At 59.2% G+C, this 22,593-nt stretch carries 19 protein-coding genes and 1 tRNA gene; 10 read left to right on the top strand and 10 right to left on the bottom strand.

The genetic code is table 11. From position 1 onward, the window contains the following. Positions 1 to 61: 61 nt before the first annotated feature. Together lysA and argS are read right to left on the bottom strand one after the other, a co-directional pair. Positions 62 to 1,399, bottom strand: coding sequence for a diaminopimelate decarboxylase (lysA, locus tag CACC_RS04985; protein WP_005280168.1), 1,338 nt, complete (start codon positions 1,397 to 1,399; stop codon positions 62 to 64). Then, complete coding sequence (gene argS / locus CACC_RS04980; RefSeq protein ID WP_005280167.1) at positions 1,400 to 3,052, bottom strand: arginine--tRNA ligase; 1,653 nt, start codon at positions 3,050 to 3,052, stop codon at positions 1,400 to 1,402. A 225-nt stretch (positions 3,053 to 3,277) separates the two neighbouring features. Between argS and CACC_RS04975 the strand changes: the two genes are divergently transcribed. The 6 genes from CACC_RS04975 (at position 3,278) to CACC_RS04950 (ending at position 8,285) form a co-directional block, all read left to right on the top strand. After that, positions 3,278 to 4,063: a (Fe-S)-binding protein gene (locus CACC_RS04975; RefSeq protein ID WP_005280166.1), complete on the top strand. Its 786-nt coding sequence runs from the start codon at positions 3,278 to 3,280 to the stop codon at positions 4,061 to 4,063. Continuing rightward, on the top strand, positions 4,063 to 5,568 hold the full coding sequence (locus CACC_RS04970) for a lactate utilization protein B (protein ID WP_005280165.1): 1,506 nt from the start codon (positions 4,063 to 4,065) through the stop codon (positions 5,566 to 5,568). The genes CACC_RS04975 and CACC_RS04970 overlap by 1 nt, the downstream gene beginning before the upstream one ends. Then, the gene (locus CACC_RS04965) at positions 5,565 to 6,185 is read left to right on the top strand and encodes a LutC/YkgG family protein (RefSeq protein WP_005280164.1); all 621 of its coding nucleotides are present in this window, start codon (positions 5,565 to 5,567) and stop codon (positions 6,183 to 6,185) included. The genes CACC_RS04970 and CACC_RS04965 overlap by 4 nt, the downstream gene beginning before the upstream one ends. A 111-nt stretch (positions 6,186 to 6,296) precedes the next feature. Further along, positions 6,297 to 7,853 carry an alpha/beta fold hydrolase gene (locus CACC_RS04960; RefSeq protein WP_005280163.1) on the top strand — a complete coding sequence of 519 codons (1,557 nt, stop codon included), beginning with the start codon at positions 6,297 to 6,299 and terminating at the stop codon, positions 7,851 to 7,853. 53 nt (positions 7,854 to 7,906) lie between these two features. Beyond that, positions 7,907 to 7,980 (top strand) — tRNA-Arg (locus CACC_RS04955). Positions 7,981 to 8,126: 146 nt separating this feature from the next. After that, positions 8,127 to 8,285 (top strand): hypothetical protein, encoded by a 159-nt coding sequence (locus CACC_RS04950; protein ID WP_005280162.1) that lies wholly within the window; start codon positions 8,127 to 8,129, stop codon positions 8,283 to 8,285. A gap of 516 nt (positions 8,286 to 8,801) precedes the next feature. On the opposite strand, the gene CACC_RS04945 is transcribed toward CACC_RS04950, so the two are convergent. Further along, positions 8,802 to 9,251, bottom strand: coding sequence for a Panacea domain-containing protein (locus CACC_RS04945; protein WP_005280159.1), 450 nt, complete (start codon positions 9,249 to 9,251; stop codon positions 8,802 to 8,804). A gap of 197 nt (positions 9,252 to 9,448) precedes the next feature. Between CACC_RS04945 and CACC_RS04940 the strand changes: the two genes are divergently transcribed. After that, entirely contained in the window at positions 9,449 to 10,351 is a 903-nt protein-coding gene (locus CACC_RS04940; protein WP_005280158.1) for an ABC transporter ATP-binding protein, read from the top strand. A gap of 3 nt (positions 10,352 to 10,354) precedes the next feature. Beyond that, complete coding sequence (locus CACC_RS04935) at positions 10,355 to 11,524, top strand: ABC transporter permease (protein WP_005280157.1); 1,170 nt, start codon at positions 10,355 to 10,357, stop codon at positions 11,522 to 11,524. Between the two features lie 55 nt (positions 11,525 to 11,579). Here the strand turns inward: CACC_RS04935 and CACC_RS04930 are convergent, their stop codons facing one another. The 7 genes from CACC_RS04930 to CACC_RS04900 form a co-directional block, all read right to left on the bottom strand. Further along, entirely contained in the window at positions 11,580 to 11,783 is a 204-nt protein-coding gene (locus tag CACC_RS04930) for a hypothetical protein (RefSeq protein WP_005280156.1), read from the bottom strand. 72 nt (positions 11,784 to 11,855) lie between these two features. Then, the gene (locus tag CACC_RS04925; RefSeq protein ID WP_035108647.1) at positions 11,856 to 12,155 is read right to left on the bottom strand and encodes a hypothetical protein; all 300 of its coding nucleotides are present in this window, start codon (positions 12,153 to 12,155) and stop codon (positions 11,856 to 11,858) included. 7 nt (positions 12,156 to 12,162) lie between these two features. Next, on the bottom strand, positions 12,163 to 12,669 hold the full coding sequence (locus tag CACC_RS04920) for a MarR family winged helix-turn-helix transcriptional regulator (protein WP_005280154.1): 507 nt from the start codon (positions 12,667 to 12,669) through the stop codon (positions 12,163 to 12,165). A gap of 5 nt (positions 12,670 to 12,674) precedes the next feature. Further along, the gene (locus CACC_RS04915) at positions 12,675 to 15,263 is read right to left on the bottom strand and encodes an AAA family ATPase (RefSeq protein ID WP_005280153.1); all 2,589 of its coding nucleotides are present in this window, start codon (positions 15,261 to 15,263) and stop codon (positions 12,675 to 12,677) included. 5 nt (positions 15,264 to 15,268) lie between these two features. Continuing rightward, on the bottom strand, positions 15,269 to 16,384 hold the full coding sequence (locus tag CACC_RS04910; RefSeq protein WP_005280152.1) for a metallophosphoesterase family protein: 1,116 nt from the start codon (positions 16,382 to 16,384) through the stop codon (positions 15,269 to 15,271). A gap of 2 nt (positions 16,385 to 16,386) precedes the next feature. Beyond that, a complete protein-coding gene (locus CACC_RS04905) occupies positions 16,387 to 17,208 on the bottom strand; it encodes an SWIM zinc finger family protein (RefSeq protein WP_005280151.1) in 822 nt (273 codons plus the stop codon). 4 nt (positions 17,209 to 17,212) lie between these two features. Further along, entirely contained in the window at positions 17,213 to 20,242 is a 3,030-nt protein-coding gene (locus CACC_RS04900; RefSeq protein ID WP_005280150.1) for a DEAD/DEAH box helicase, read from the bottom strand. A 168-nt stretch (positions 20,243 to 20,410) separates the two neighbouring features. On the opposite strand from CACC_RS04900, the gene putP reads away from it, so the two are divergent. Further along, complete coding sequence (gene putP / locus CACC_RS04895; RefSeq protein WP_005280149.1) at positions 20,411 to 21,982, top strand: sodium/proline symporter PutP; 1,572 nt, start codon at positions 20,411 to 20,413, stop codon at positions 21,980 to 21,982. Positions 21,983 to 22,016: 34 nt separating this feature from the next. After that, complete coding sequence (locus tag CACC_RS04890; protein WP_005280148.1) at positions 22,017 to 22,583, top strand: HNH endonuclease family protein; 567 nt, start codon at positions 22,017 to 22,019, stop codon at positions 22,581 to 22,583. Positions 22,584 to 22,593: the final 10 nt, after the last annotated feature.

Below are 22,593 nucleotides of genomic sequence, written 5' to 3'. Positions count from 1 at the left end.
ACAGAAAACCCCCGCCGCACGGGCCGAATGCGGCCCCTGCGTTACGGGGGTAGAACTGGGCTTAATCCACTTCCAAGGACAAAAGATCCTCAATGGTTTCGCGCCGCAACATGGGCTTGGTATTTCCCACGCGCGTTGCCACCACAGCCGGGCGCACCGCGCCGTTATACCGGGATGACATCATGTACTGATACCCGCCGGTAGCCGCGAAAGCGAGCAAATCTCCCGGCTGGATATCATTGGGCAATTCGCCTTCCTCCAGCAGGATATCGCCGGATTCGCAGTGGAAGCCCACGATGCGCGAGGGCACCATCTCGCCATCGCTAAAGCGGTTCACCAGTCGCACATCGTATTCGGAACTGTAGAGGGCGGGGCGGATATTATCGGACATTCCCCCATCGATGGAGATATATCGGCGCACCGGCAAATCGGCCTTGCCGGTTTCCACGTCTTTGACCGTACCCACGCGGTAGACGGTCACGGCAGAACCGGCCACCAAGGAGCGCCCCGGCTCCACGAGGAGGAACGGCGCTTTAATATCGAGATCTTCCGCGGTCTGGTCCACGGCGCGCAGCATGTCCTTTGCCACGCGGTCAATATCCAGCGCTTCCTCATAGGGCATATATGGAATGCCAAAGCCGCCGCCCAAATCCAGCTCGGCAAGGTCAACGCCCAGCTCGGTGTGGATCTGACGGTAGAGCTCCAACACGCGCTCGGCGGCGAGCTTAAAGCCCTCGGCATTAAAGACCTGAGAACCCACGTGGCAGTGCAAGCCACTCAAGTGAAGGTTATCTACCTCAAGGCAGCGCTTCGCGGCGGCAAAAGCCGCGCCCGTGGCCAAGGAAATTCCGAATTTCTGGTCCTCGTGCGAGGTAGCAACGAACTCGTGCGTATGCGCATCCACACCCGGCTTAACGCGAATCATTACCGGCTGCACCACGCCAGCCTCGCCGGCGATGCGGTTGAGCTCTTCGAGCTCCTGCTCATTATCGATGACCACGTGGCCCACGCCCGCATCCACGCACAGGCGCAGGTATTCCTCATCCTTATTATTGCCGTGCGCCGTAATGCGCGCGGCTGGGAACCCAGCGGCGAGAGCGATCTTTAGCTCATTGAGCGCGGCGGCATCGAGACACAGGCCCTCTTCGTTGACCCACTGCACGACCTTTTTGGAAATGAATGCCTTAGAGGCATAGTGCACGTGATCGGGTCCACCGAAGGCGCGGGCCATGTCTTGGCAGCGCGAGCGGAAGTCGTCCTCATCGAAGACGTACAGCGGAGTCTGGAACTCCTCTGCCAAATCCGGCAAGGGCACTTCCGCCACGGTGACGACGCCATCTTCCTGGCGGCTCGCATTCCGCGGCCACACGTGGGCGGGAAGCTCATTGAAATCAGTCATTTACATCTTCTCCGGTGAGCTCACGCCAACCATGGTCAATGCATTGGACAGGACGACGCGGGAGGCTTCCGCCAATGCGAGGCGTGCGCTGTGAATGGGCTGCTCTTCCTCCCCTGCCTTGGGCAGAACCTGGCAGGTGTCGTAGAAACGGTGGAATACGCCAGCCAACTCTTCGGCATAGCGCGCCACTCGGTGCGGCTCGCGCAGTTCCGCGGCATCTGCCACTACGGCAGGGAACTCACCCAGGGTGCGGATGAGGTCGCCTTCGCGCTCATGCTCCAGCAGGGAGAGGTCCGCACCCTCGGAGCTCACTCCTAGCTCGGCGGCCTTGCGCCCGATCGAGCACAGCCGCGCATGGCCGTATTGCACGTAGTAGACAGGATTATCCGAGGACTGCGACTCCCACAGGCCCAAGTCGATATCGATGGACTGATCCACGGACGAGCGCACCAGCGAATACCGCGATGCATCGACACCGATGGCGGCGACCAAATCCTCAATGGTGATCACGGTGCCCGCACGCTTGGACATGCGCACCGGCTTGCCATCGCGCAGCAGGTTGACCATCTGGCCAATGAGCACCTCGACGCCATCGGCGTCATAGCCCAGGGCGGCTGCTGCCGCCTTCAAGCGCGGTACATAACCGTGGTGGTCAGCGCCCAACATGTAGATATTGAGATCGTGACCGCGGTCGAATTTATCGGCCACATAGGCGATATCGCCGGCGATATAGGCCGCATTGCCGTCTGATTTCACCACGACGCGATCCTTAGAATCGCCATAATCGGTGGACTTTAGCCACCACGCGTTGTCCGCCTCATAAAGGTGGCCTTCAGACTTCAAGGTCTCAAGCGCCTTGTCCACCGCCCCGGATTCAAAGAGCGAGTTTTCGTGGAAGTAGACATCAAAGTCCACGCCAAATTCGTGCAGGGACTGCTTAATCTGGGCAAACATCATCTCCACGCCATCGGCGCGGAAGGCCTCCTGCACTTGGGCAGCATCGCCCTCGAGCGCGCTTGGATTCTTTTCCACCACCGCGCTTGCGATGTCGTGGATATAATCTCCGCCGTAGCCGTCCTCCGGCGTGGGCTCGCCCTTTGCGGCGGCTACTAGGGAACGCGAGAAACGGTCGATCTGGCCGCCGTGATCGTTGAAGTAGTACTCGCGGGTGACCTCTGCGCCGGAAGCCGTGAGCACCCTGCCCAGCGAATCGCCGACGGCGGCCCACCGCGTACCACCCAGGTGAATCGGGCCGGTGGGGTTGGCGGATACAAATTCCAGGTTAATCTTCTTGCCCGCAAAGGAATCATTGGAACCGTAGTCCGCGCCTGCCTGCAGAATCTGGGCGACGATCTCGCCCTGGGCAGCGGCGGCCAAGCGGATATTAATAAAGCCAGGGCCAGCAATATCGGCCTCTGCGATAGCGTCATGCTGAGCCAGTTTTTCCGCTAACCAGCCGCCAAATTCGCGCGGATTAGCGCCGGCTTTCTTGGCCACCTGCAATGCGAGGTTGGTGGCGTAGTCACCGTGTTCTGGGTTGCGGGGGCGCTCAACCGTGACAGAGTCCGGCAATACGGACGCGTCTAGGTCATGTTCTGCCATGACCGCGGTGGCGGATTCTTTAACTAAGGTGGCCAAATCAGCTGGAGTCATGTGGCAAGAGTCTAGTTCACTGCCCCGACACGTGCGAAAAGAAGCACTGGCTAACATTTCCGAGGGTGGAAATTGGCCATTTGATAGACCTCTTAGGCAAACCTATATTGCGATATATATTACACAATATATGCTGATAGCAAGGTGATACACCCTACGATTCACCTGGTGAATGTGTAGGGTTAATTACACCTCCATGACTGAAAAACTAATAAGGAGCACCGTATGCGCATTGCGCTTTTTTCTACTTGCATTGGTGACACCCTTTTCCCGGACGTCCAAAAGGCGACGGCATTGGTCCTTTCCCGGCTAGGTCACGAAGTGGTCCTTCCGGAAGAGCAAACCTGCTGCGGTCAGATGCACATCAACACCGGCTACCAGAAGGAAACTCTGGGGATGATCCGCTCTTATGCGGATGCCTTCGCGGACCCTTCCATTGACTACGTCGTGGCCGCCTCCGGTTCCTGCGTGGCAGCAGTTCGCGACCGCCACGAGAGCATCGCCGACCGCTACGGTACTTCGGCCGATGTGGATGGCGCGCAGAAGACCGCGGGAAAGACCTACGACCTCACGGAATTTTTGGTCGATATTGAGGGCGTGACCAACGTCGGCGCTTTCTTCCCGCACCGCGTGACCTACCACTCCGCTTGCCACGGCCTGCGCTTCCTTAAGCTAGAAGACCGCCCCTACAAGCTTTTGCAAGAAGTCGAGGGCATCGACTTGGCACCGCTGGCCAATAGCGAGGAATGCTGCGGCTTCGGCGGCACCTTTGCCCTGAAGAATCCGGAGGTCTCCCAGGCCATGGTCTCCGATAAGACTCGCCACATTAAAGACACCAAGGCCGAGTACGTGACCGCCGGTGACTCCTCCTGCCTGATGAATATCGGCGGCGCCCTGCACCGCCAGCGCTCCGGCATTCGCGCCCTGCACATGGCAGAGATTTTGGCCTCCACGAAGGAACACCCGTGGCAGCCTGACTCCGCCGCTTACTCCAAGGAGACGATGCTCTAATGACCTCTTTCCTCGATACCACCCCACCACGCGCCCCTGAAGGCTACGGCAACCTGCGCGGTAGCAAGGCCTTCGTCCCGCTCGCGCACGTCGGGCTAAATAACGCCACCCAGCGCCACAACCTGCAGCACGCGACCACGACCATCCGCCAAAAGCGCGCCAACACCGTGCAAGAAGTAGATGACTGGCAGCAGCTCCGCAACGCCGGTTCTGCCCTCAAAGAGGACGTCGCTGCCCGCATGCCGGAGCTGCTCGAGCAGTTTGAAAAGGCCGTGTCTGACCGCGGCGGCATCGTCCACTGGGCACGCGATGCCAAGGAAGCCAACGAGATCATTGAAGGTCTCATCCGCGAAACGGGCGAGACCGACGTGGTCAAGGTGAAATCCATGGCTACCCAGGAAATCGGCTTGAACGAGCACCTCGAAGAGGCCGGCATCCACGCCCAGGAAACCGACTTGGCAGAGCTCATCGTCCAGCTTGGTGACGATAAGCCTTCGCACATTTTGGTGCCTGCAATCCACCGCAACCGCGCGGAGATTCGCGATATCTTTGTCAATAAGATGCCCAATACGGATGACTCGCTAAAGGCTGAGCCCGCGGAGTTGGCCGAGGCGTCCCGTAAGTTCCTGCGCCAGCAATTCATGAAGGCCAAGGTCGCCATTTCCGGCGCCAACTTCGGCGTGGCCGAGACCGGCACCGTAAACGTCGTGGAATCTGAGGGCAACGGCCGCATGTGCGTGACGTTGCCGGAAACGCTGATTACCGTCATGGGCATCGAAAAGCTCGTGCCTACCTTCCAGGACCTGGAAGTCTTCCTGCAGCTGCTGCCTCGTTCCTCCACCGCGGAGCGCATGAACCCCTATACCTCCATGTGGTCCGGCGTGACAGAGGGAGATGGCCCGCAGAACTTCCACATCGTTCTGCTGGACAATGGACGCACCGCTGCGCTGTCCTCGCCCATTGGCCACCAGGCGCTGAAGTGCATCCGTTGCTCGGCCTGCCTGAACGTCTGCCCCGTGTACGAGCGCGCCGGCGGACACGCCTACGGCTCCGTGTACCCGGGCCCCATCGGTATCTCGCTGACGCCGCAGCTTACCGGCATGAAAGACCACAACGATCCATCGGCAAGCCTGCCGTATGCCTGCTCGCTGTGCGGGCGCTGCGATGACGTGTGCCCGGTGAAGATTCCGCTTTCTGATGTCATCGTGGAAAACCGCCATCAAAAGGTCACCCACGCTGCCTCCCCGATCGAGCCGAAGCTCTTCAAGACGGTGCAGCTGCTCTGGGATAACCCGAAGATGTGGGATAAGGTCACCCACCTCGTGGCGCTCGGCCGCGTGATGGGCGGGTTCAACGGGACCATCGAATCGCTCCCGCTGTTTCTGTCCGGTTGGTCCGATGGCCGCGATACCGCGATTCCACCGAAGAAATCCTTCCGCCAATGGTTCGACTCCGAAGAAGGCAAAGAGCTGCTGTCCAATGCCCGTAAGGAGGCCACCAAGTGAGCGCAAAGCAAGACATCCTAAACCGCATTCGTTCGGCGCAGAAGCAGGCTGGGCTTGCAGATCACGTCGATGTGCCGCGCGAATACCAGCGCGAAGGCACGCTTAACGATGACGAACTGCGCGAGATGCTGGTCGATCGCCTTGAAGATTACAAGGCAGAGGTCCACGTCACGGAAGAAAGCGATCTGAAAAAGACGCTGGATACCATCGTCAACGACCGCAACTGCACCGACATCCGCTTCGCCCCAGGTATGAATGCCGATCTTTTTGATGGCCTTCCTGCCCGCCCGGACGACGAGGATGCGGATCCGCGCGAGCTTGACGATGCCGATGCCGTAGTCACCGAGTCCCTCGTGTCATCCGCACAGACCGGCACCATCGTATTGCAGTCCGACTCCCGGTGCGGTCGCCGTGCCCTGACACTGGTACCGGACCGCCACATCTGTATCGTCCGCCGCGACGAGGTTGTCTACGGTATCCCCAAGGTCATCTCCCGGATGGACCCTGACAAGCCCGCAACGTGGATTTCTGGCCCTTCCGCGACCTCCGATATCGAGCTCTCGCGCGTCGAAGGCGTGCACGGCCCGCGCGATCTCATTGTGATTATTGTGAAGTAGCGTGGTTAGGGTGCCGAGTTAGGGCACCCGCCGCGTGGAAATTCCTGCCACGAACCTGAAAAAAGCATAAGCTGACTCTGACGAACGCTATAGAAGTCGGAGCTTTAGCTTATGCTTTCTTTTTCTAGAAAAATTTCTACCGTAGTATGCGCCAGCGCCCTCGCACTGGGCGTGGCAGCCCCCACCGCCGCGGCGGCGGAGCCGGACATTACCTGGGAGGATTGCCCCGCTCAGGTGAACCTAGATGGCGCCGAATGCGGCCGGGTAGAGGTACCTACCTACTACGAAAACCCCGAGGCCGGTACCATTAGCGTCGGTTTCGTTCGCGTGCCCGCGGCACAGCCAGATGCGCGCCGCGGCGCGCTCTTTACCAACCCAGGCGGCCCCGGCGGTGACGCTTATTCTTGGGCTGGAAACGATGCCGTCGAGTGGCCCGAGGAGATCCGCAACGAGTGGGATCTGATCGGCGTCCAGCCGCGCGGCCTGCCTGGTTCCACCCCGGTGGATTGCGCTACCACCCCGAACTTCAATCCCATCGAGGCCACTACGCAGATCGGCAAGGCCACCCGCGATGCCTGCGAGCAGAATACCCCTGGATATACCAACTCTTTGACCACCGCCAACACCGCCCAAGACTGGGAAATGGTGCGCCAAGCGCTGGGTGAGGACGTCATTGACATCGCCGGCGTTTCCTACGGCACTTACCTTGGCTCGGCTTATGCCACCAAGTATCCGCAGCACACCGGCAAGGTGCTGCTTGATTCCGGCATGAGCCCGCAGCTGGCATGGAACGGCATCTTCGCCTCGCAGCAACAGGGATATGAAAATGCGCTGCAGGATCTTTTCCAATTCATCGCGGACAATGACGCCACCTACCACTTGGGTACTACCCCACTCCAGGTCTATGAAAAGTGGTCGCAGAAAGTCGCCATGGAAGCCGGCGCCCGCCCCACCGTATTGCCACCGGATGCGAAAATCGGTGACCTTCCACCAGGGCTCGAGTTCGCCGGCCAACCGGGCGCGGACATCATGACCGCCACGGGTGAGCTGCGCGTGCAGGCGGAATTCCTCGCCCACAAGGCGCTTAACCCGCAAGCAGATCAGAGGGCCTCTGTAACCTTGGGCAAGACCCGCGAGGTCGTTCCCATGCCCGCGCACTGGGATGAGTTTGCCAAGTACTTAAACGGCAGTAAGCCTCTCGAGGTCGTCGATGATCCGGAGCTTGCTCGCGCGGTGCAACAGCAAACAATCCAGATGATGAATATGCAAAACCTCATCGTCTGCAACGAGAACACCGTCGCCGGTAACCCGTGGCTCTTCCCCACCTACTTGTGGTCCAACTTCGTCACCGGCGATATCTTCTCCCTAGTTAATTCCATGTATGGATCTGGCGCCGGGTGCGGCGGCCGCGGACCCGTGACCGGCGGTGTCTCACTCGATGGCTCGCACCTTGCCACCAAGCCCCTGCAGATCCAAGGCACGGGCGATCCGCAGACCCCGTACCAGTATCACGAGGCACTCTCCCAGCCCATGCAATCGCGCGTCGTCACCGTCCACGGTCCCGGCCACGGGCACTTTGCGCTGGGCAATAAGGCCGTCGATGAAATTGGCGTGCACTATCTACGCACCGGTGAGGTAACCACCTCTGACGCACCGGGCCTGATTTAGTTCCGCGGCAGCCAATGCGCTAGAATCACATCGTTGGGAATTTTCCCAGCGATGTCTCCGTAGCTCAGCGGATTAGAGCATCGGTTTCCGGTACCGAAGGTCGCAGGTTCGATCCCTGTCGGGGACACAAAATTTTTAGCCCCTCGCTTTTGCCAGCGAGGGGCTTCACTATGCGCCCCGTTTTCGGATTAAGTAGCCACCGAGGGTTCAGGAAGGACCAATCATCCTGAACCCCGAAGCTACCCCTCCAATACTAAACGAAAGGACAAAATCGTGAGCGCACGAACTCTCTACTTCATCGCCCTGGCCCTACTGGCCATATCCCTGACCATCAACGTCATCAACGGGTTCACTACCTCCAGCACCATTCTCACCGGTATGGCGGTGGTTGTACTTGGCTGTGCCACCTACAAGAAAGTATGGAAAAAATAAGCCTGCGAATCACGGACGCAAACGCCGAGCGGAAATTGTGGGACGGGGCTAGGGCCAGCGCGTGGCAGGTGTCGCGAGCCCCGCTTTAATGTGAGTAAAGATCCCCATACTTAGTCTCTATCCATAGAACGTAGAAAATTCCACCGTCTTTCCAGCCAACGAATGGAAGGTTTTCTTGGTGCCGGAAAACGCGGAATCTGGTTAGCTCTTGGAACTGCCTAGGGATTTGAGCTTTGATTTCGTTTTTTGGGATAAATTCCGAGCCGAGCCCGTGCCTGTGGTGATTAACGAGATCTGTCCAAGAAATTAGTGAGCGTTTGTGCCATTTGTCGAGGAATTCCCTGCGCATTCTATCGGTCATTTTCCCGAATCCCCATCCGCTCTGCAAAAACGTTGTGGACAGGAGCGGGTATTCGTTTGATGCTGCTCTTATGGCACTCAAGACGCTTGTATCGGCACCACTGTGACTCTTTGAGGCAGGCCGAGTGCCACGTCTCTTACTTTTCTTTCCCATATCTAGTCGAAGTACTCTTTGAGGTCTGCATCGGAAATCTCGAGCCCCCGTTCTTCTTCAACGAAGTTTTTCTTCCAAGGCGACTCCGTGTGGGTTTTATTACGTAAAGCCCATGCGGAATAGGGCCCGTACTTATTCCATACTTCAATCAAGGTATCTTCCACAGGCCGGTAATCGTCCCAGTTGAAGTCATCAGAAATAAACGTATCGGGGTCGATGGGGCTCTTGCCGTACTTTTTAAGCTCGTGGTAGATGTCTACAACGACAGGTCCGTGGGCCCATGCTTCCATCCGTTCATTGAAGAGTGGTACCCCTCCGGAGGCTCGCATATAAAGACCCTTTGCGTAATAAAGCAGCTTTTGAATTTTCAGCGGAGTGAGATCGGCTTCTTCGGTTTCTTCAGCCCAAGCTACGAGCCATTCTGCGATTTGGCGGGCAGTGAATTGCTTCATTGTGCACCTCCTTCCTGCTTGTTCTTAACGTTACAGCACCTAGATAGCACTTTCTATTCCTACCTACTCGGTAGGGGCTTGACCCATGCAACCTGGCTTTCAATGGATTCCATTGTCAAACTATTAGGCTTATGAAATACTAAGGTATCTAGAATCACAAAAGTTATGCAGTATAGGCGAGCCATGGAGGATACCCCTTGCCCACCTTAGAAATTGACCATCTTAATAAATCTTTTGGCAGTGTCCGCGCGCTGCGGGATATGACCTTTAGCGTGCAGGAGGGCGAGATCTTCGGTTTCGTCGGTTCCAATGGCGCGGGCAAGTCCACCACCATGCGCATCGCGCTGGGCGTGCTCGCGAAAGACTCCGGCGAGGTATATTTCGATGGCTCCCCCATTAATGACGATAACCGCCGCCGCATTGGCTATATGCCCGAAGAGCGCGGACTCTACGGCAAGGAACCGCTGCTTAGCCAGCTGACGTTTCTGGGCACCCTGCACGGCATGAGCAAGCAGGCCGCCCAGAAATCCGGCTCGGAGCTGCTGGAACAGCTAGGGCTGGGAGAGCGCCAGGACGACAAGTTGGATGACTTGTCCTTGGGCAACCAGCAGCGCGTGCAGCTGGCCGCCTCCCTCATTCACGATCCGGATATGTTGATTCTGGATGAGCCCTTTTCCGGCTTGGACCCCGTTGCGGTCAATGTCATGTCAGACATGTTGCGCGAGCGCGCCGCCCGCGGGGTGCCGGTCATCTTTTCTTCCCACCAACTGGACTTGGTGCAGCGCTTGTGCGACCACGTGGGCATCGTCACGCAAGGCCGCATGGTAGCAGAGGGCACGGTAGATGAGCTGCGTACCCAGGGAGCTTCGCGCTATGCGGTGGAAACCCCTGCACGCGGGTGGTACCCGGAGGGCACTCACTTGGTTGAGGCAACTGACCAGGGCGTGGTGCTCGAGGCCGATGATGGCACCGATGACCAAGCCATCTTGCGCGCTGCCATGGCCGCTGGCCCCGTCCACTCCTTCGGCCTCAAGGTCCCAGACCTTACCGAGCTTTTCCAAGACGTCGTCACCAGCACCACCAGCACCGAGGAGGCCTAGCCCATGCAGTATTCGGCAATGAAGACCATAGGGACCGTCGCCAAGCGCGAAATGGCGGTTGCCCTCAAGACCAAATCCGTTGTCATCATGATGCTGCTGCTTATCATTGGTGCCATCGCCACCCCCATCATCATTGACTTGCTGTCCGGTGGTGACGATGAACCAGACTCCGTCGCCGTGGTGGGCATGGAGGCAGACGCATTCGCTGATTCCGGGCTGGAGACGCAGGCCGCAGATGACCGAGATGGCGCGGTGCAGCTTATCGATGACGGCGACGTCGACGCCGCCCTCGTGCCCGCCAACGACGAGGGGTGGGAGCTTTTGGCCAACGGCACCGTCTCCACCACGATCTCCACCACAGTCAATCAAGTGGTTGCGGCGCAGGCGCAGGCAGAGGCACTAGATACGCTGAATATTGATCCCCAAGAGCTTGCCGCCGCCACCCCATCGACCAAGGTGACCGCGGTAGATCTGGAAACAGATGAAGCCTCCGAAGAACAGATGGGCAATGTTGCCATCGTCCTTATCGCCGCCATCGTAGTGGTCTTTTCCATCATGACCTTCGCAGGGCTCATCGGTGGGCGCGTTACAGAAGAGAAGTCTTCGCGCGTGGTCGAAATCATCCTTTCCACGGTGCGCCCGGTGGATTTCTTGGCAGGCAAGGTCATTGGCAATACCATTATCGGGCTGCTCGGCACCTTCCTCATCTTGGCCGGCGGCGTGGCTTCCCTGGCATTTACTGGCGCAGCAAGCGAAATCCAGCTCGACTATGGTCTAATCGCTGCCCTGCTCGTCGGGGAAATCCTCGGTCTCTTATTCTTCGGCAGCCTCTATGCCGCAGCCGGCTCCATGGTGCAGCGCACCGAGGATCTGCAATCGACGCAGATGCCCATCCTGCTCATCGTCTTTGCCACCATGTATGTCCCCATGTTTGGCTGGACCAACTTGGATGCCACCTGGATGCAGGTCATGGGCTGGGTGCCGCCGGTCTCCATGTTGGTCGCTCCCCTCCAAGTTGCTGGCGGCAATATGAGCTGGCTGGGCTTGGCAGGAAGCTACGCGGTCCTCGCTGTAGTTACCGCGCTCATTCTCGTCGTTGTCGCGCGCATCTATCGCCGCGCCATCTTGAATAACGGCAAGAAGATGACTTGGCGCCAGGTGCTCAAGAAATAATAATAAATCCGGCCTCCCACTTTCCAGGGAGGCCGGATTTTTCTATTGCGCAGAATTACTCAACGATGAATTCGTTGGTGATCGGCTGGGTGATATCCAGGGTGCCGTGCTCGATGTAGTACATACCAAAGAACATGGCGCCAACCAGCACTACGGCCAGCAGCATGTAGGGAATCCACTGGACAAAAACGGAAACCCAGCCCTCGGATTGCTGGCGGGCCGCCGCCTCGCGTTGTTCTTGAGCCTCGCGCTCGTTCATAATGATAAAACCTCTCGCTTCACCGAAGATTAACTAAAAGTATCTTAACAGTTTATGGCCTCCGCGGTGGCATTAGATCCCCGGATCTTCATCATTTAATAAAGCCTCGAGGAATGCCTCGCGGTCCGCGAACATTTTCTCGATGTCCTCTTCCGCGCCCACGATCCAGGCATCGGCATCCTCATCAAAGGTCACCGCGAAATCGGGGTAGGCTTCCAAGGCTTCTTCCGTCGCGGCAATCTGATCGGCATCGGCACGGTCCTCAGCAAAAGCCTCTGGATCACCAATGCGCTGGCCCAGCTCACCCAAGGCCGTTAAGCCATACGTTTTATGCTGCTTTTTCGGTTGCTGGAAAAGTTCTTGTCCCATCATGGCGGTGTTATTTTCCTCCATTCAATAAAGAATCCGGGACGAATCCCGAATAGCCTGGGATGTTATTGACCTGCAATACCCCGTGGAAAAAGCGCTTGAGCGCGGGAACGTCATCCGCGTGGAGATGATCAAAGACCAAGCGGCGGACGGATTCCACGTGCTCGGGGGCCGCGCGCTCGAGGTGGTGGAGCCCTGCCTCCGTGATATGCACGTTGACCCCGCGGCCATCATCGGTGGTTTTTTCTTTAACCAAGAGCCCGCGCTTTTCCATGCGGGTGACCTGGTGGGAGGCGCGCGAGCGATCCCAGGCGAGCTCCGTGCACAGGTCGCGCAAACGCAGGTGCTGATCTGGGGCTTCCGAAAGGGATACCAAGACCGCGAATTCGGAGACGGAGATTTCCCCGCCCGCCTTAAGAGTCTCGTCCATGCCCCTATCTATCTTGCGGGTCGCGGCCAGTAATAGGCGCCATAGCTCCTGTTCATCATCGTTTAACCAGCGGGTTTGTTCAGACATAAGGACTAGATTACCTCCTTCAGCGTGGCGATGTCGCGCTCGCTACGCCCAGGCACCCGGGAATAGCGCTGCGGCATGCAGGTAAAGACCAAAACCTGGTTCTCGCGGCCCACCTGTGAGAACAAAGTGGACATCAGTTGCAGGCGGTGGGCGTCGGTGGAGCCCAGCGCGTCATCGACGATAACCGGCACGGTTTCCTCCCCCGCCACCAAGCGCGCGATGGCAAAGCGGGTAAGGATGGCCAGCTGTTCGCGCGCACCGCCAGACAGGCTGGTCATGGCCACAGTTTCATTATCGCGGGTGCGCGCGGTCACGGAGAGATCGTCTGCCAATTCAAAGCTGATATCCCCGCCATAAATGGTGTGGGCCAGCTGGGCGAGCGCCGCCACGAAGGGCTCGGCATAGCGCTGGCGCGCGGCATCGCGGTGCTTGAGCAGCAGCTCGCGCAGGTAGCGTGCCGCCAGCGCGCGCTTTTCCACGCTTTCTAGCACCGCTTGGGCCATCTCGGCTTCTGCTTGCGCCTGCTGCTCGCGCTCTGCCGCGCCGGAGTGATAATTAATCTCGCTAGACAACTTGCCGAGCTCCACCTTCGCATCTTGCACCTGATTCTGCAGGTAGTCCAGGTGCGATTGCGCGCCCTCCACCAGGCTCTGGGCGGTGGCCAGGTCCACGGCCTCCATCTCAGAAAGCTGCTCCTGCAGCTTGCCTACCAAAGCACCCAACCGCTCTGTCTCTTCTTCCAAGCCGGCATCGGAGGTTTTCTCCCGCGCTTCGGCCAACTCGCGCTCGGCACGCTCGGCCTTCTCGGTGGCGGCCGCGAGCTCGGCTTCGAGGCGCACCACGTCGTGAGCGATGCGGCTATCGCGGAAGGGAATAAGCTCGCGGTCGAGGGCATCGACAAGCTCGCGCGCCTCTTCCTCAGCTTCTTCCGCACCAGATAGATCCATGGCCGGGGCATCATCGAGCCCGGCGACCTTGTCCTTCAGCGCCGCGTGCTGGGCGCGCAGTTCGCCCAAATCATCCGGCCCCAACTCGCCCTCGAGCTTGCGCGTGGCGGCATCCAACCCGGCATTCTGCTCGCTGTGTGCCTTGTACAGAGCCTCGGCGGCGGCGATGGAGTCAACGCCGGTGGCATCGAAAAGCTCCTGCAGGCGCGTCTCGGCCTGATCCACCTCGCGCTGGGTCTTATCGGAAGAGTACGCACCGGCCACAAAGCGGGCGGTGATATCGCCGATGGTGATCTCGCGGCCATCGACAAGCTCAATTGCGGGCTGCTTGCCGATGTCCACCAGCTTCCCATCCACCCCAATCTCCGCGCCTTCGGGCCCGGAAAATTCCACCTTGGCGGCGGTGGCATCGTGCAGGCGCTTGGCCAAGCCGAGATCGGCATCCGCCTTGCGGAGTTCCTCGACATCCGCGGCGGTCATCTCGCGCCCGCGCTGGGCTATCTCCGCCTGAGCCTTCTCCACGCCACGAGCCAATTCCTCCACCTTGAGCAGGCGCTTATCCAGGCGCTTAAAGGTCTCCTTGTCCTGATGCAGCCGCGCCTGCTTGAGCGTTGCGCGCGCGGTGGCGTAGTCCTCTTTGGCGGTAGCCAGCTTCTTTTCCACCGCCTCTTTATTCTCGTTTTCCTCCGCGGCCTTCTCGCGGGCGGTCGCAAGTTTATCCGCGGCGCTCGACTTTGCGGTGCCAGCGGCCTCGAGCGCCTCGACCATCTCCCGGCGCTGGGTTTGCGCATCCTTCGCGCGCTGAAAGTCCTCCTTAGCACGGGTGAGCTCGGCCTTGTGCGCATCCACTTGGTGCTGGGCCTGCACGGCTTCGTCCGCGGCAGCTTGCTTCTCGGCAAGGTCCTGGCGGGCCCCGGGAAGCTGCGCTTCGGCTTCTTCTTGCTGGTGTTCCAGGTGCTCGTAGCGCTCCACCACGGAATCGAGCCCGCGCACCGCAGCGGTTGCTTCCTCCAGCTCTTGCTCGGCACGCTCCAAGGTCTCCTGGGCCTTTTTATACTCGCCGGCTGCCTTGCCCGTCTTTTCGGTGTAGTAGCGCTTGTATTCCTTATCTACCTTGCCCAAAAGCTGGGAATCATCGCCGGATACCTCGTCCTCTGCCAGGCCGGACTCCTGCTCGAGGGCCTGCGTCAGCGACGGGATGCCCACCGCGGAGATGGCGTCATTGGGGTCATCCTGGCGCATAAAGAGGACATCGAGAAGCTGGCGATCCATGTTCTCGCTTAAAATCTGTTCCAGCTCGTCATCGGCCTGGCGCCCGGTATATTGCGCGTGGCGCGGGGCGGAGATGGCCAGCTCGCAGTACTTCTTCTGCAACCATCGCTTGGCAATGCGAAATCGGTACTGCCCTACCGAAATATCCGCGATGACCTCCGGCGAGACGTCCTTGCCCACCGGCTGCAGGTCCCGGATACCGCTGGGGCGCGCCGTGTGTTTTTCCGTCAACACCACATCGAGAGCCTCCACGATGGTGGATTTACCGGCCTCGTTCTCGCCGTGAATGACCACCACCCCGGTTTCTGGAAGGTCATCCAACACCAGATGCTCGATGCCGCGGACGTTTTTAATTTCTAAGCTGTGGATGCGCATGTGGTTTATCCTTCCAGGCGAAATAGCAGGTTGGCGGCGTCGCGGGCCACCGGATCCTCGCGGTTATCCAGCAGCTCCTGCAGGGCGTCGGCGGCATAGCCGGAAATATCGAGGTTGGCTAGTTCATCTTCGCTAGGCTCCAGGAACAGGTCCATGGTCCGCTCGCGCGGGCGCAGCGAGGCAAAGACCGCCTCCAACTCATCCAGCCCACGCTGCAGCCGGGCGTGCGCCGCGACGCCGAGGGTCCCCTGCAGGCTGTATTTAACCGCCGTGCGCACCTTATCCGGGTACTCCTCCAGGCTGCGCAGGAAGCGCTCGACATCCTCGGTGGAATTGACGGAGGCATCGAGGGCCTCAAACGTCCAGCGCCCAATGCTGCGCTTATCGATGTCTATATCCTCCCCCTCAATCCTTACCACCAGCGCATTCCCGGAATCGGCCTCGCCACCACCGGTGGAGCACTCCTTAAAGTCCGTGGTCTCCGGGCTGCCGGAGAACCAGACGCGGCCGGTTGTGCCCAGGCTGGCCGTCGAGTGAGTATCGCCGAGTGCCAAGTAATCGATCACCCCGCGCTCCAAGCACTGCTCTACGAATTCCAAGTCGATGGTATCGGCATCTCCCCCGCTAGAGCGCGAATCCACCTGGCCATGGCCCACCGCAATCCGAATCCCCTCCATGGGCTCGAGCGGCTCTAAAGCCTGACGCACCAAATCGTGGTTGGCGCGCTTGGACAGGTACGGCGCCCCCACCAATTCCACGCCCTTGCGCACCTCGATGGGCTCAGAATCCGCGATGACGTGCACGTTGTCGGCGCTGGTGCGATAAAACACCGAGTCCGCGACCAGCGGATCGTGGTTTCCCGGCAGCACATATACCGGCACGGGCAAGCGTTTAAACATCTCGGTAGCGCGGGCCAAGATCTCCCGGGAGAGCGCATTGTGTTCAAATACGTCGCCGGCGACGACGATGAACTCCGCGCCGACCTCCTCCGCGAGCTGGCCTAGGTGCATGATGGCGGACTCGCGGTCATCGTTGAAACGACCTTGCGCCTCCCCCTTCAAGAACCAGCGGGTCATGCCCAGCTGGAAGTCGGACGTGTGGATAAAGGTCGTTGCAGTCATAATCAGTGCGTTAAGTGGTAGTAGAGGTCTTCAATATCGGACACGGCGCGCAAGAGATCGATATTGGTATGCGATACGGCTCGAAGGGCCTTGCGCAAGAGGTCAGGATCGGAATCCTCCAATGCTGGGGCCACCTTGGGCTGTGGCAGCTTAGGCATCTCGCGGCCATTCCAGAACACGTCGTTCTTTTCTTCCGCGGATAAATCGCTGGCGCCAAAGCTTTCACGGGAGACCTGCTGCGATTGCTCCATGACGGCCTTTTCAAGGCGCGCAAAGTCTAACCCGCGCATATTGAAAATCACGGCGGGATCCGCATCCGCGCGGGTGGCGAGCCTATATCCCACCGCCACGATGTGCTTGCAGGTATAGGCGGAATCCGGGCAGGTGCAGGAAAGACGCAGATCTTCGGCGTCGCTGGCGAACAAGGTATCCAGCGCTTCCTCAGATAGCAGGCCCTTGCGCGCATTCGCTACGGAATTGGGCGTGCGCGCGAATTGCCCGGCGAGTGCCGCGATATCGTCATTATCGCGGTACGGCAGCTGGATGAGTACGGAAAACGGCTCGTTCTGGGAACCGGCCACGCGCCCATGGATGGCACCGTTACGGATCTCCAAACCAACGACGTGCCCGCCCTCGGCGTACTGGCGCCCGCGGGTAATCCGCCCCCGGTCCGCGTCATGGCTGGTAAAGGAAGAAATCCGAGCGGCGGTCTTGGACAGCAGCCGCCCGCTGCGGTCAACATGGTTGACCTCATCCGGGGTGCTTACGCGCTTGCGGGTGCCAAAGTTTGCGTAGATGACATTGTCATCGCCTTTGACTGCCATCCGCTTACTCCTTTCCCCGGTAACTCATAAGCTCTGCCAGCTGGTCCGGCTCCAGTTCCGTGAGCCAACCTTCGCCTTCACCGACGACGGCCCCAGCCAGCTGCGTCTTGCCATCCAAAATGTCTTGAATGGATTCTTCCAACGTGCCAGCGGTAATCATCTTATACACCTGCACGTTGCGGCGCTGACCAATGCGGAAGGCGCGGTCCGTAGCCTGATTTTCCACCGCGGGGTTCCACCAGCGGTCCATGTGCACCACGATCGATGCCGCGGTGAGGTTGAGGCCCGTGCCGCCCGCCTTGAGCGAAAGGATCATCGCCTGTGGGCCATCATCGGCCTGGAAGTCCTCCACCATTTGGTCGCGCTTATTCTTCGTCACCCCGCCGTGCAGGAAGGGAATCTCGTGGCCCAGCTGCCCGCTCAGGTAGGGCTGCAAGATATCACCGAAGGCCTTGTACTGGGTAAAGATCAGCAGGCGCTCGCCGGACTCGGTGGCGGCATCGACAATCCGCATCAGCTCCTTCACCTTGCCCGAGCGGTGCTTGCCCTTGATAACCACCGGCGAATCATCCCCCAGGTAGTGTGCTGGGTGATTGCAGATCTGCTTAATGCGCGTCAGGGAGGCCAAGACAATGCCGCGCTTGCTGATGCCCGTAGCATCCTCCAAGCTCTTCTTCACCTCATTGACCAGTGCCTTATACAAAGCTGCCTGCTCGGTGGTCATGGATACCGTAAGAATCTGCTCGGACTTTTCCGGCAGGTCATCGATGATATTGGGATCGGTCTTGACGCGGCGCAGGATGAGAGGTGCGGTCAGCGCGCGCAGGCGCTCGGACATCTCCTCATCATTATTGCGCTCGATGGCCTTGGCAAAGTGATTGCGGAAGAAGGACGCCGTACCCAAAATTCCTGGGTTGCAAAAGTCCAAGATGGAGCGCATCTCTGACAGCCGGTTTTCCACCGGAGTACCGGTTAGCGCCACGCGGTGTTCAGACGGCAGCGATCGCACCGCCTTGGAGGAACGCGTGGCCGAGTTCTTAATGGCCTGCGCCTCATCGAGGACCACGCGCTGCCAGGACACCTCACCCAAGAGGTTGAAATCCCGGCTGACGGTGCCGTACGTCGTAATGACCAGATCGGCTTTCGCGGCGGCCTCGAGGAACCTCTCCCCGCCCGGACGCCCCGCGCCGTGTTGCACCATGACCTTAAAATCCGGCACGAAGCGGCGGGCCTCGCGAGCCCAGTTGCCCACCACGGAGGTGGGTGCAACGACCAAGGTGGGCCCGGTCTGTTCACCGCGCTCTTTCTCCACTGCCAAAAGGGACAGTAGTTGGAGTGTTTTGCCGAGCCCCATGTCATCGGCAAGCACGGCGCCAATATTATTGCGCGACATCCAATACAGCCAGTCCACGCCCGTGCGCTGATACTCGCGCAGCTCCGCGTGGACGGTCTCCGGGATGTCCACGCGCTTAGGTGCGACCGTATCCATGCCGCCGAGCAACGCGGTATGCCACGTGCTGCCGGTAAATTCGATGGGCTCCTGAGCCATCGACTCGAGCGCCAGCTCCCGCAGCTCCGCCACCGTGACCTGGTGCTCGCTCTTCTCGTTGAACTCCGCTCGGCGACGCTCAACCTCCGCCATGAGCTGCTGCCAGCCCGGCTCACCTAGCTTCTTGGCCATCTCCGCCGAGGCCGCCAGCTGCTCGAGCTCCTTCTTGGCGCGTTCGCGGGACTTATCCGCCAGCTCCTCCATATAAGAGGAAACCTTGGATACGACCTGGGTATCGGCCATCACCCACTTGCCGCGCAGCTGGATGAGCCCGGACTTGGAATTGACCAACTCGTCCATCTCGGACTCGGTAAGCTCCACATCGCCCACGGACATGCGCCAGTTATAGTCCACGAGCTGATTCATGCCGATGTGCTTCTTCGTGGCGGCTTCCGCCGGATCCCGCGCCTCGCGAGTTTCCAGCTTGGCCTTCGTATCCATCTGCGCCCACGATTTGGGCAGCATGACGGTAATGCCCCGCTTCTTCAGCTCGGGTACCTCGTGCGCAATAAACTGCGTGAGCTGCTCCGTATCCAGATAAACATCCCAATCGCCGTCGCCAGGCTGGGGCATTTGCGTGCTCTGGCCCAGGCTCGGCGCCGCGCGCACGGCCTTGCGGTGGTTTTCGCGCAGCTTCTCGATGCTCGCCCTATCCAACTCATCCGCCAACACCGGCCGCGGCGAATCCGTTCCAGAGCGCACCCGCACCCGAATCGGCCACGCTGCATCTTCTGGATCCTGTTCTTCCGGTTCCTCCACGATGTAGACGAGCTGGAGTTCCACCTGGTAAAGGGAATTCTTCCATTCATTAAGCCCCCGCAGTAGTTGCGCGCGGCCGCGGCGAATGGGAGACGTCGTCAAAAGTGCACGGGCAAAGTCGTGCCACGGCATGGGCCGAGGTTCATTGAGCAGCGGCTGCAATTCCCGGTTGGCAATCCAATGGGTCAGTTCATCCGCGAGGTCATCTGACAGGGCTCTATTATTTATATGGAGAATCCCCGGTGCCGCGGCCATCATTTCTGCGAGCCAACCGCGCTCGCCCAAGCCTGAGGCCAACTGCCACATGGGGAACCACTCGTTAGCCTGGTACGCCAGCCGGAACGTCACCCTGCCCGCGCGGACAAACTTGCTCAGGCCGCTATATGCGTGGATGAGCCAGTGCAGATCCGGGGCAATCGATGCCGGCGGGTGATGATCCAGGTATTCCAGCTGGGCTAGGGCTTCTACTGCTTCTTCCGGGGCAAACATGGCCATGGGCACCATGAGCGAGACGTCCTTACCCTTTGGGGTCCGCAGTGATACTCGCGCTCGGTTCCGGAAGGATTTCTTAGCCAAGATAGCATCGACTGCCTGCGGAAACGTCCCCTCCGGCACGGCCGAAGGCATAACAATCTTGTGTCCTTCTACCTGCTCAATCCATAGACCAAGCCCCGAGACCGGCAGCCAAAGGCCATGCACAAGGTAAGAAGCCATAACGGCCAGCATAGCAGCCCCGTATAGTTTTGTTACAAGCTCGTTATATTCACGTCTTTACGCTGTTAAACGGTGAAAAACATCACCAGAGATCTATGCCACAGCTGAATTTTAGCTTGGGTGAACCTTAAGTCACCGTTAACGTAGGTATGTCCGACAAATCACTACAAGGAGTGAAACGTGCAAGAATCAACTTGGTACGTCATTGCGATGATTGTGTACTTCCTCGTAATGGCAGCCATTGGCTACTGGAGCTACAAACAAACCGACGAATATGACGATTATGTTTTGGGCGGCCGTGGCCTGCACCCATTCGTAGCTGCTCTCTCCGCCGGCGCATCCGATATGTCCGGCTGGCTGCTTATGGGTCTGCCTGGCGCGCTCTTCCTTTCCGGTTTTTCCGAGCTGTGGATGCCTATCGGCCTCCTTATCGGTGCATGGGCAAACTGGAAGTGGATTGCGCCGCGTCTGCGCGCTTACTCGGAGGTTGCGGGCGATTCCATTACGGTCCCCTCCTTCTTCGAGAACCGTCTGCGCGATAAGTCGCGCATGCTGCGTATTATCTCCGCAATTATCATTATCTTCTTCTTTACCTTCTACGTCTCTTCCGGCATGGTCTCCGGTGGTCGTTACTTCGAGTCCACCTTCGGTGGCGACTACATCACCGGTATGTTGGTCATCGCCGCAGTGACCATTTTCTACACCTTCATCGGTGGCTTCCTGGCAGTGTCCTACACCGACGCTATGCAGGGCATGCTGATGTTCGTCGCCCTGCTGATCGTGCCAATCATGGCGCTTTTCGCTCTTGACGATGCCGGCGCGATCTTCTCCTTCGCTACCGAAAACAGCTACGCTACCGACGGCGCACTCGAGCCAAACGATAACTACTTCTCTCTCTTCGCCGGTGTTTCCGCTGGTGTTATCGTTGGTAACGCCGCTTGGGGCCTTGGCTACTTTGGTCAGCCGCACATTATCGTGCGCTTCATGGCGCTGCGTAAGCCTTCCGACGCCAAGCAGGGCCGTTTCTACGGCATCACCTGGATGGGTCTTTCCGTCATCGGCGCTATCTTCGTTGCGCTTACCGGTACCGTGTACTTCACCCAGTTCGGTGAAACCATCACTGACCAAGAAAACTTCGAGACCATCTTCTTGGATATGGCTCAGGCCATGATGCACCCATTGCCTGCAGGTTTCGTCTTGACCGCAGTTCTGGCAGCGATCATGTCCACCATGTCTTCCCAGATGCTCGTGGTTTCCTCTTCCCTGATTGAGGACCTCTACCTCATCATCGCAAAGCGCAAGCCTTCCGAGGGCGTTCTGATTAACCTGTCCCGTACCGCCGTTGTGGCCATCGCGGTTATCGCCGCACTCCTGGCTATCAACCCGTCCGACTCCATTCTTGGCCTGGTCGGCTTCGCATGGGCTGGTTTCGGTTCCGCATTCGGTCCGCTGGTCATCCTGGCCCTGTACTGGAAGCGCCTCAACGCAACCGGTGCAATCGCCGGTATGGTTACCGGTGCAGTCGTCGCCATCGGTTGGGGCATGTCCCCGCTCGGCGATTCCCTCTACGAGATGGTTCCGGGCTTCTTCTCCGCACTCATCGTCACCGTTCTGGTCACCTTGGCTACCAAGCAGCCAGACCAGGAGGTTCTGGACGAGTTCGAGGAAGCCGAGAAGCTTGCCAAGCTCGTTGAGAAGGACGACTCCCTGGACTTCGAGGAAGCAGCAGAAAAGGTTTCCGATAACAAGTAGGAACCTTCCCGCACCTCGCGGAGTCCAATAGGACATGAAGTCCTATTACCTGGCCGCGCTATCATGCATAACCGCTCTCGTTATCGCATGGTATGCGTGGCCTTTTCCGCGTTTTGATGTCTCCACCGTTCCATCCCGCGCGGAATTGCAGGGCTACGACCGCGACGAGTTCGGCGGCTGGCAGCCAAACGGTGCATGCACCACGCGTGAGGCCATCATGGAGAACCAAGCCAGCGAGGCGTTCGCAGACTGCCGGCCGCAATCCGGCACGCTCTATGACCCCTACGCGGGCGAGATGATTTCAGCCACCTCCCCTATTGAGGTCGACCACATCTTCCCACTTTCTGCCGCCTTTGACATGGGTGCCGCAGAATGGGACCAAGACACCAAGATCCGCTTTGCCAACGATCCCCTCAACTTGGTGGCGACCAGCCGGAAGCTCAATCAGGAAAAGTCCGATTCCCTCCCCTCCGAGTGGCTGCCGCCCGCCAATCGCTGTGATTATTCGCGGCGCCTCGCAGAAATCGCGCGCAAGTACGAGTTACCGTTGCCCCGCGCGGATGTCCGTGCAATGAGAAGGCAATGTCGGTTCGATTTCTAGCAGTTAAATT

Source organism: Corynebacterium accolens, from assembly GCF_023520795.1.
Classification (GTDB): domain Bacteria; phylum Actinomycetota; class Actinomycetes; order Mycobacteriales; family Mycobacteriaceae; genus Corynebacterium; species Corynebacterium accolens.
The sequence above is the reverse complement of the archived record's forward strand: the minus strand, read 5'-3'. Positions and strand labels throughout refer to the sequence as shown.

Excerpts from the sequence above, each read along its gene's own strand:
- lysA (WP_005280168.1), bottom strand. The coding sequence starts at position 1,399 with ATGACTGATTTCAATGAGCTTCCCGCCCACGTGTGGCCGCGGAATGCG.
- argS (WP_005280167.1), bottom strand. The coding sequence starts at position 3,052 with ATGACTCCAGCTGATTTGGCCACCTTAGTTAAAGAATCCGCCACCGCG.
- CACC_RS04975 (WP_005280166.1), top strand. The coding sequence starts at position 3,278 with ATGCGCATTGCGCTTTTTTCTACTTGCATTGGTGACACCCTTTTCCCG.
- CACC_RS04970 (WP_005280165.1), top strand. The coding sequence starts at position 4,063 with ATGACCTCTTTCCTCGATACCACCCCACCACGCGCCCCTGAAGGCTAC.
- CACC_RS04960 (WP_005280163.1), top strand. The coding sequence starts at position 6,297 with ATGCTTTCTTTTTCTAGAAAAATTTCTACCGTAGTATGCGCCAGCGCC.
- CACC_RS04945 (WP_005280159.1), bottom strand. The coding sequence starts at position 9,251 with ATGAAGCAATTCACTGCCCGCCAAATCGCAGAATGGCTCGTAGCTTGG.
- CACC_RS04935 (WP_005280157.1), top strand. The coding sequence starts at position 10,355 with ATGCAGTATTCGGCAATGAAGACCATAGGGACCGTCGCCAAGCGCGAA.
- CACC_RS04930 (WP_005280156.1), bottom strand. The coding sequence starts at position 11,783 with ATGAACGAGCGCGAGGCTCAAGAACAACGCGAGGCGGCGGCCCGCCAG.
- CACC_RS04925 (WP_035108647.1), bottom strand. The coding sequence starts at position 12,155 with ATGATGGGACAAGAACTTTTCCAGCAACCGAAAAAGCAGCATAAAACG.
- CACC_RS04920 (WP_005280154.1), bottom strand. The coding sequence starts at position 12,669 with ATGTCTGAACAAACCCGCTGGTTAAACGATGATGAACAGGAGCTATGG.
- CACC_RS04915 (WP_005280153.1), bottom strand. The coding sequence starts at position 15,263 with ATGCGCATCCACAGCTTAGAAATTAAAAACGTCCGCGGCATCGAGCAT.
- CACC_RS04910 (WP_005280152.1), bottom strand. The coding sequence starts at position 16,384 with ATGACTGCAACGACCTTTATCCACACGTCCGACTTCCAGCTGGGCATG.
- CACC_RS04905 (WP_005280151.1), bottom strand. The coding sequence starts at position 17,208 with ATGGCAGTCAAAGGCGATGACAATGTCATCTACGCAAACTTTGGCACC.
- CACC_RS04900 (WP_005280150.1), bottom strand. The coding sequence starts at position 20,242 with ATGCTGGCCGTTATGGCTTCTTACCTTGTGCATGGCCTTTGGCTGCCG.
- CACC_RS04890 (WP_005280148.1), top strand. The coding sequence starts at position 22,017 with ATGAAGTCCTATTACCTGGCCGCGCTATCATGCATAACCGCTCTCGTT.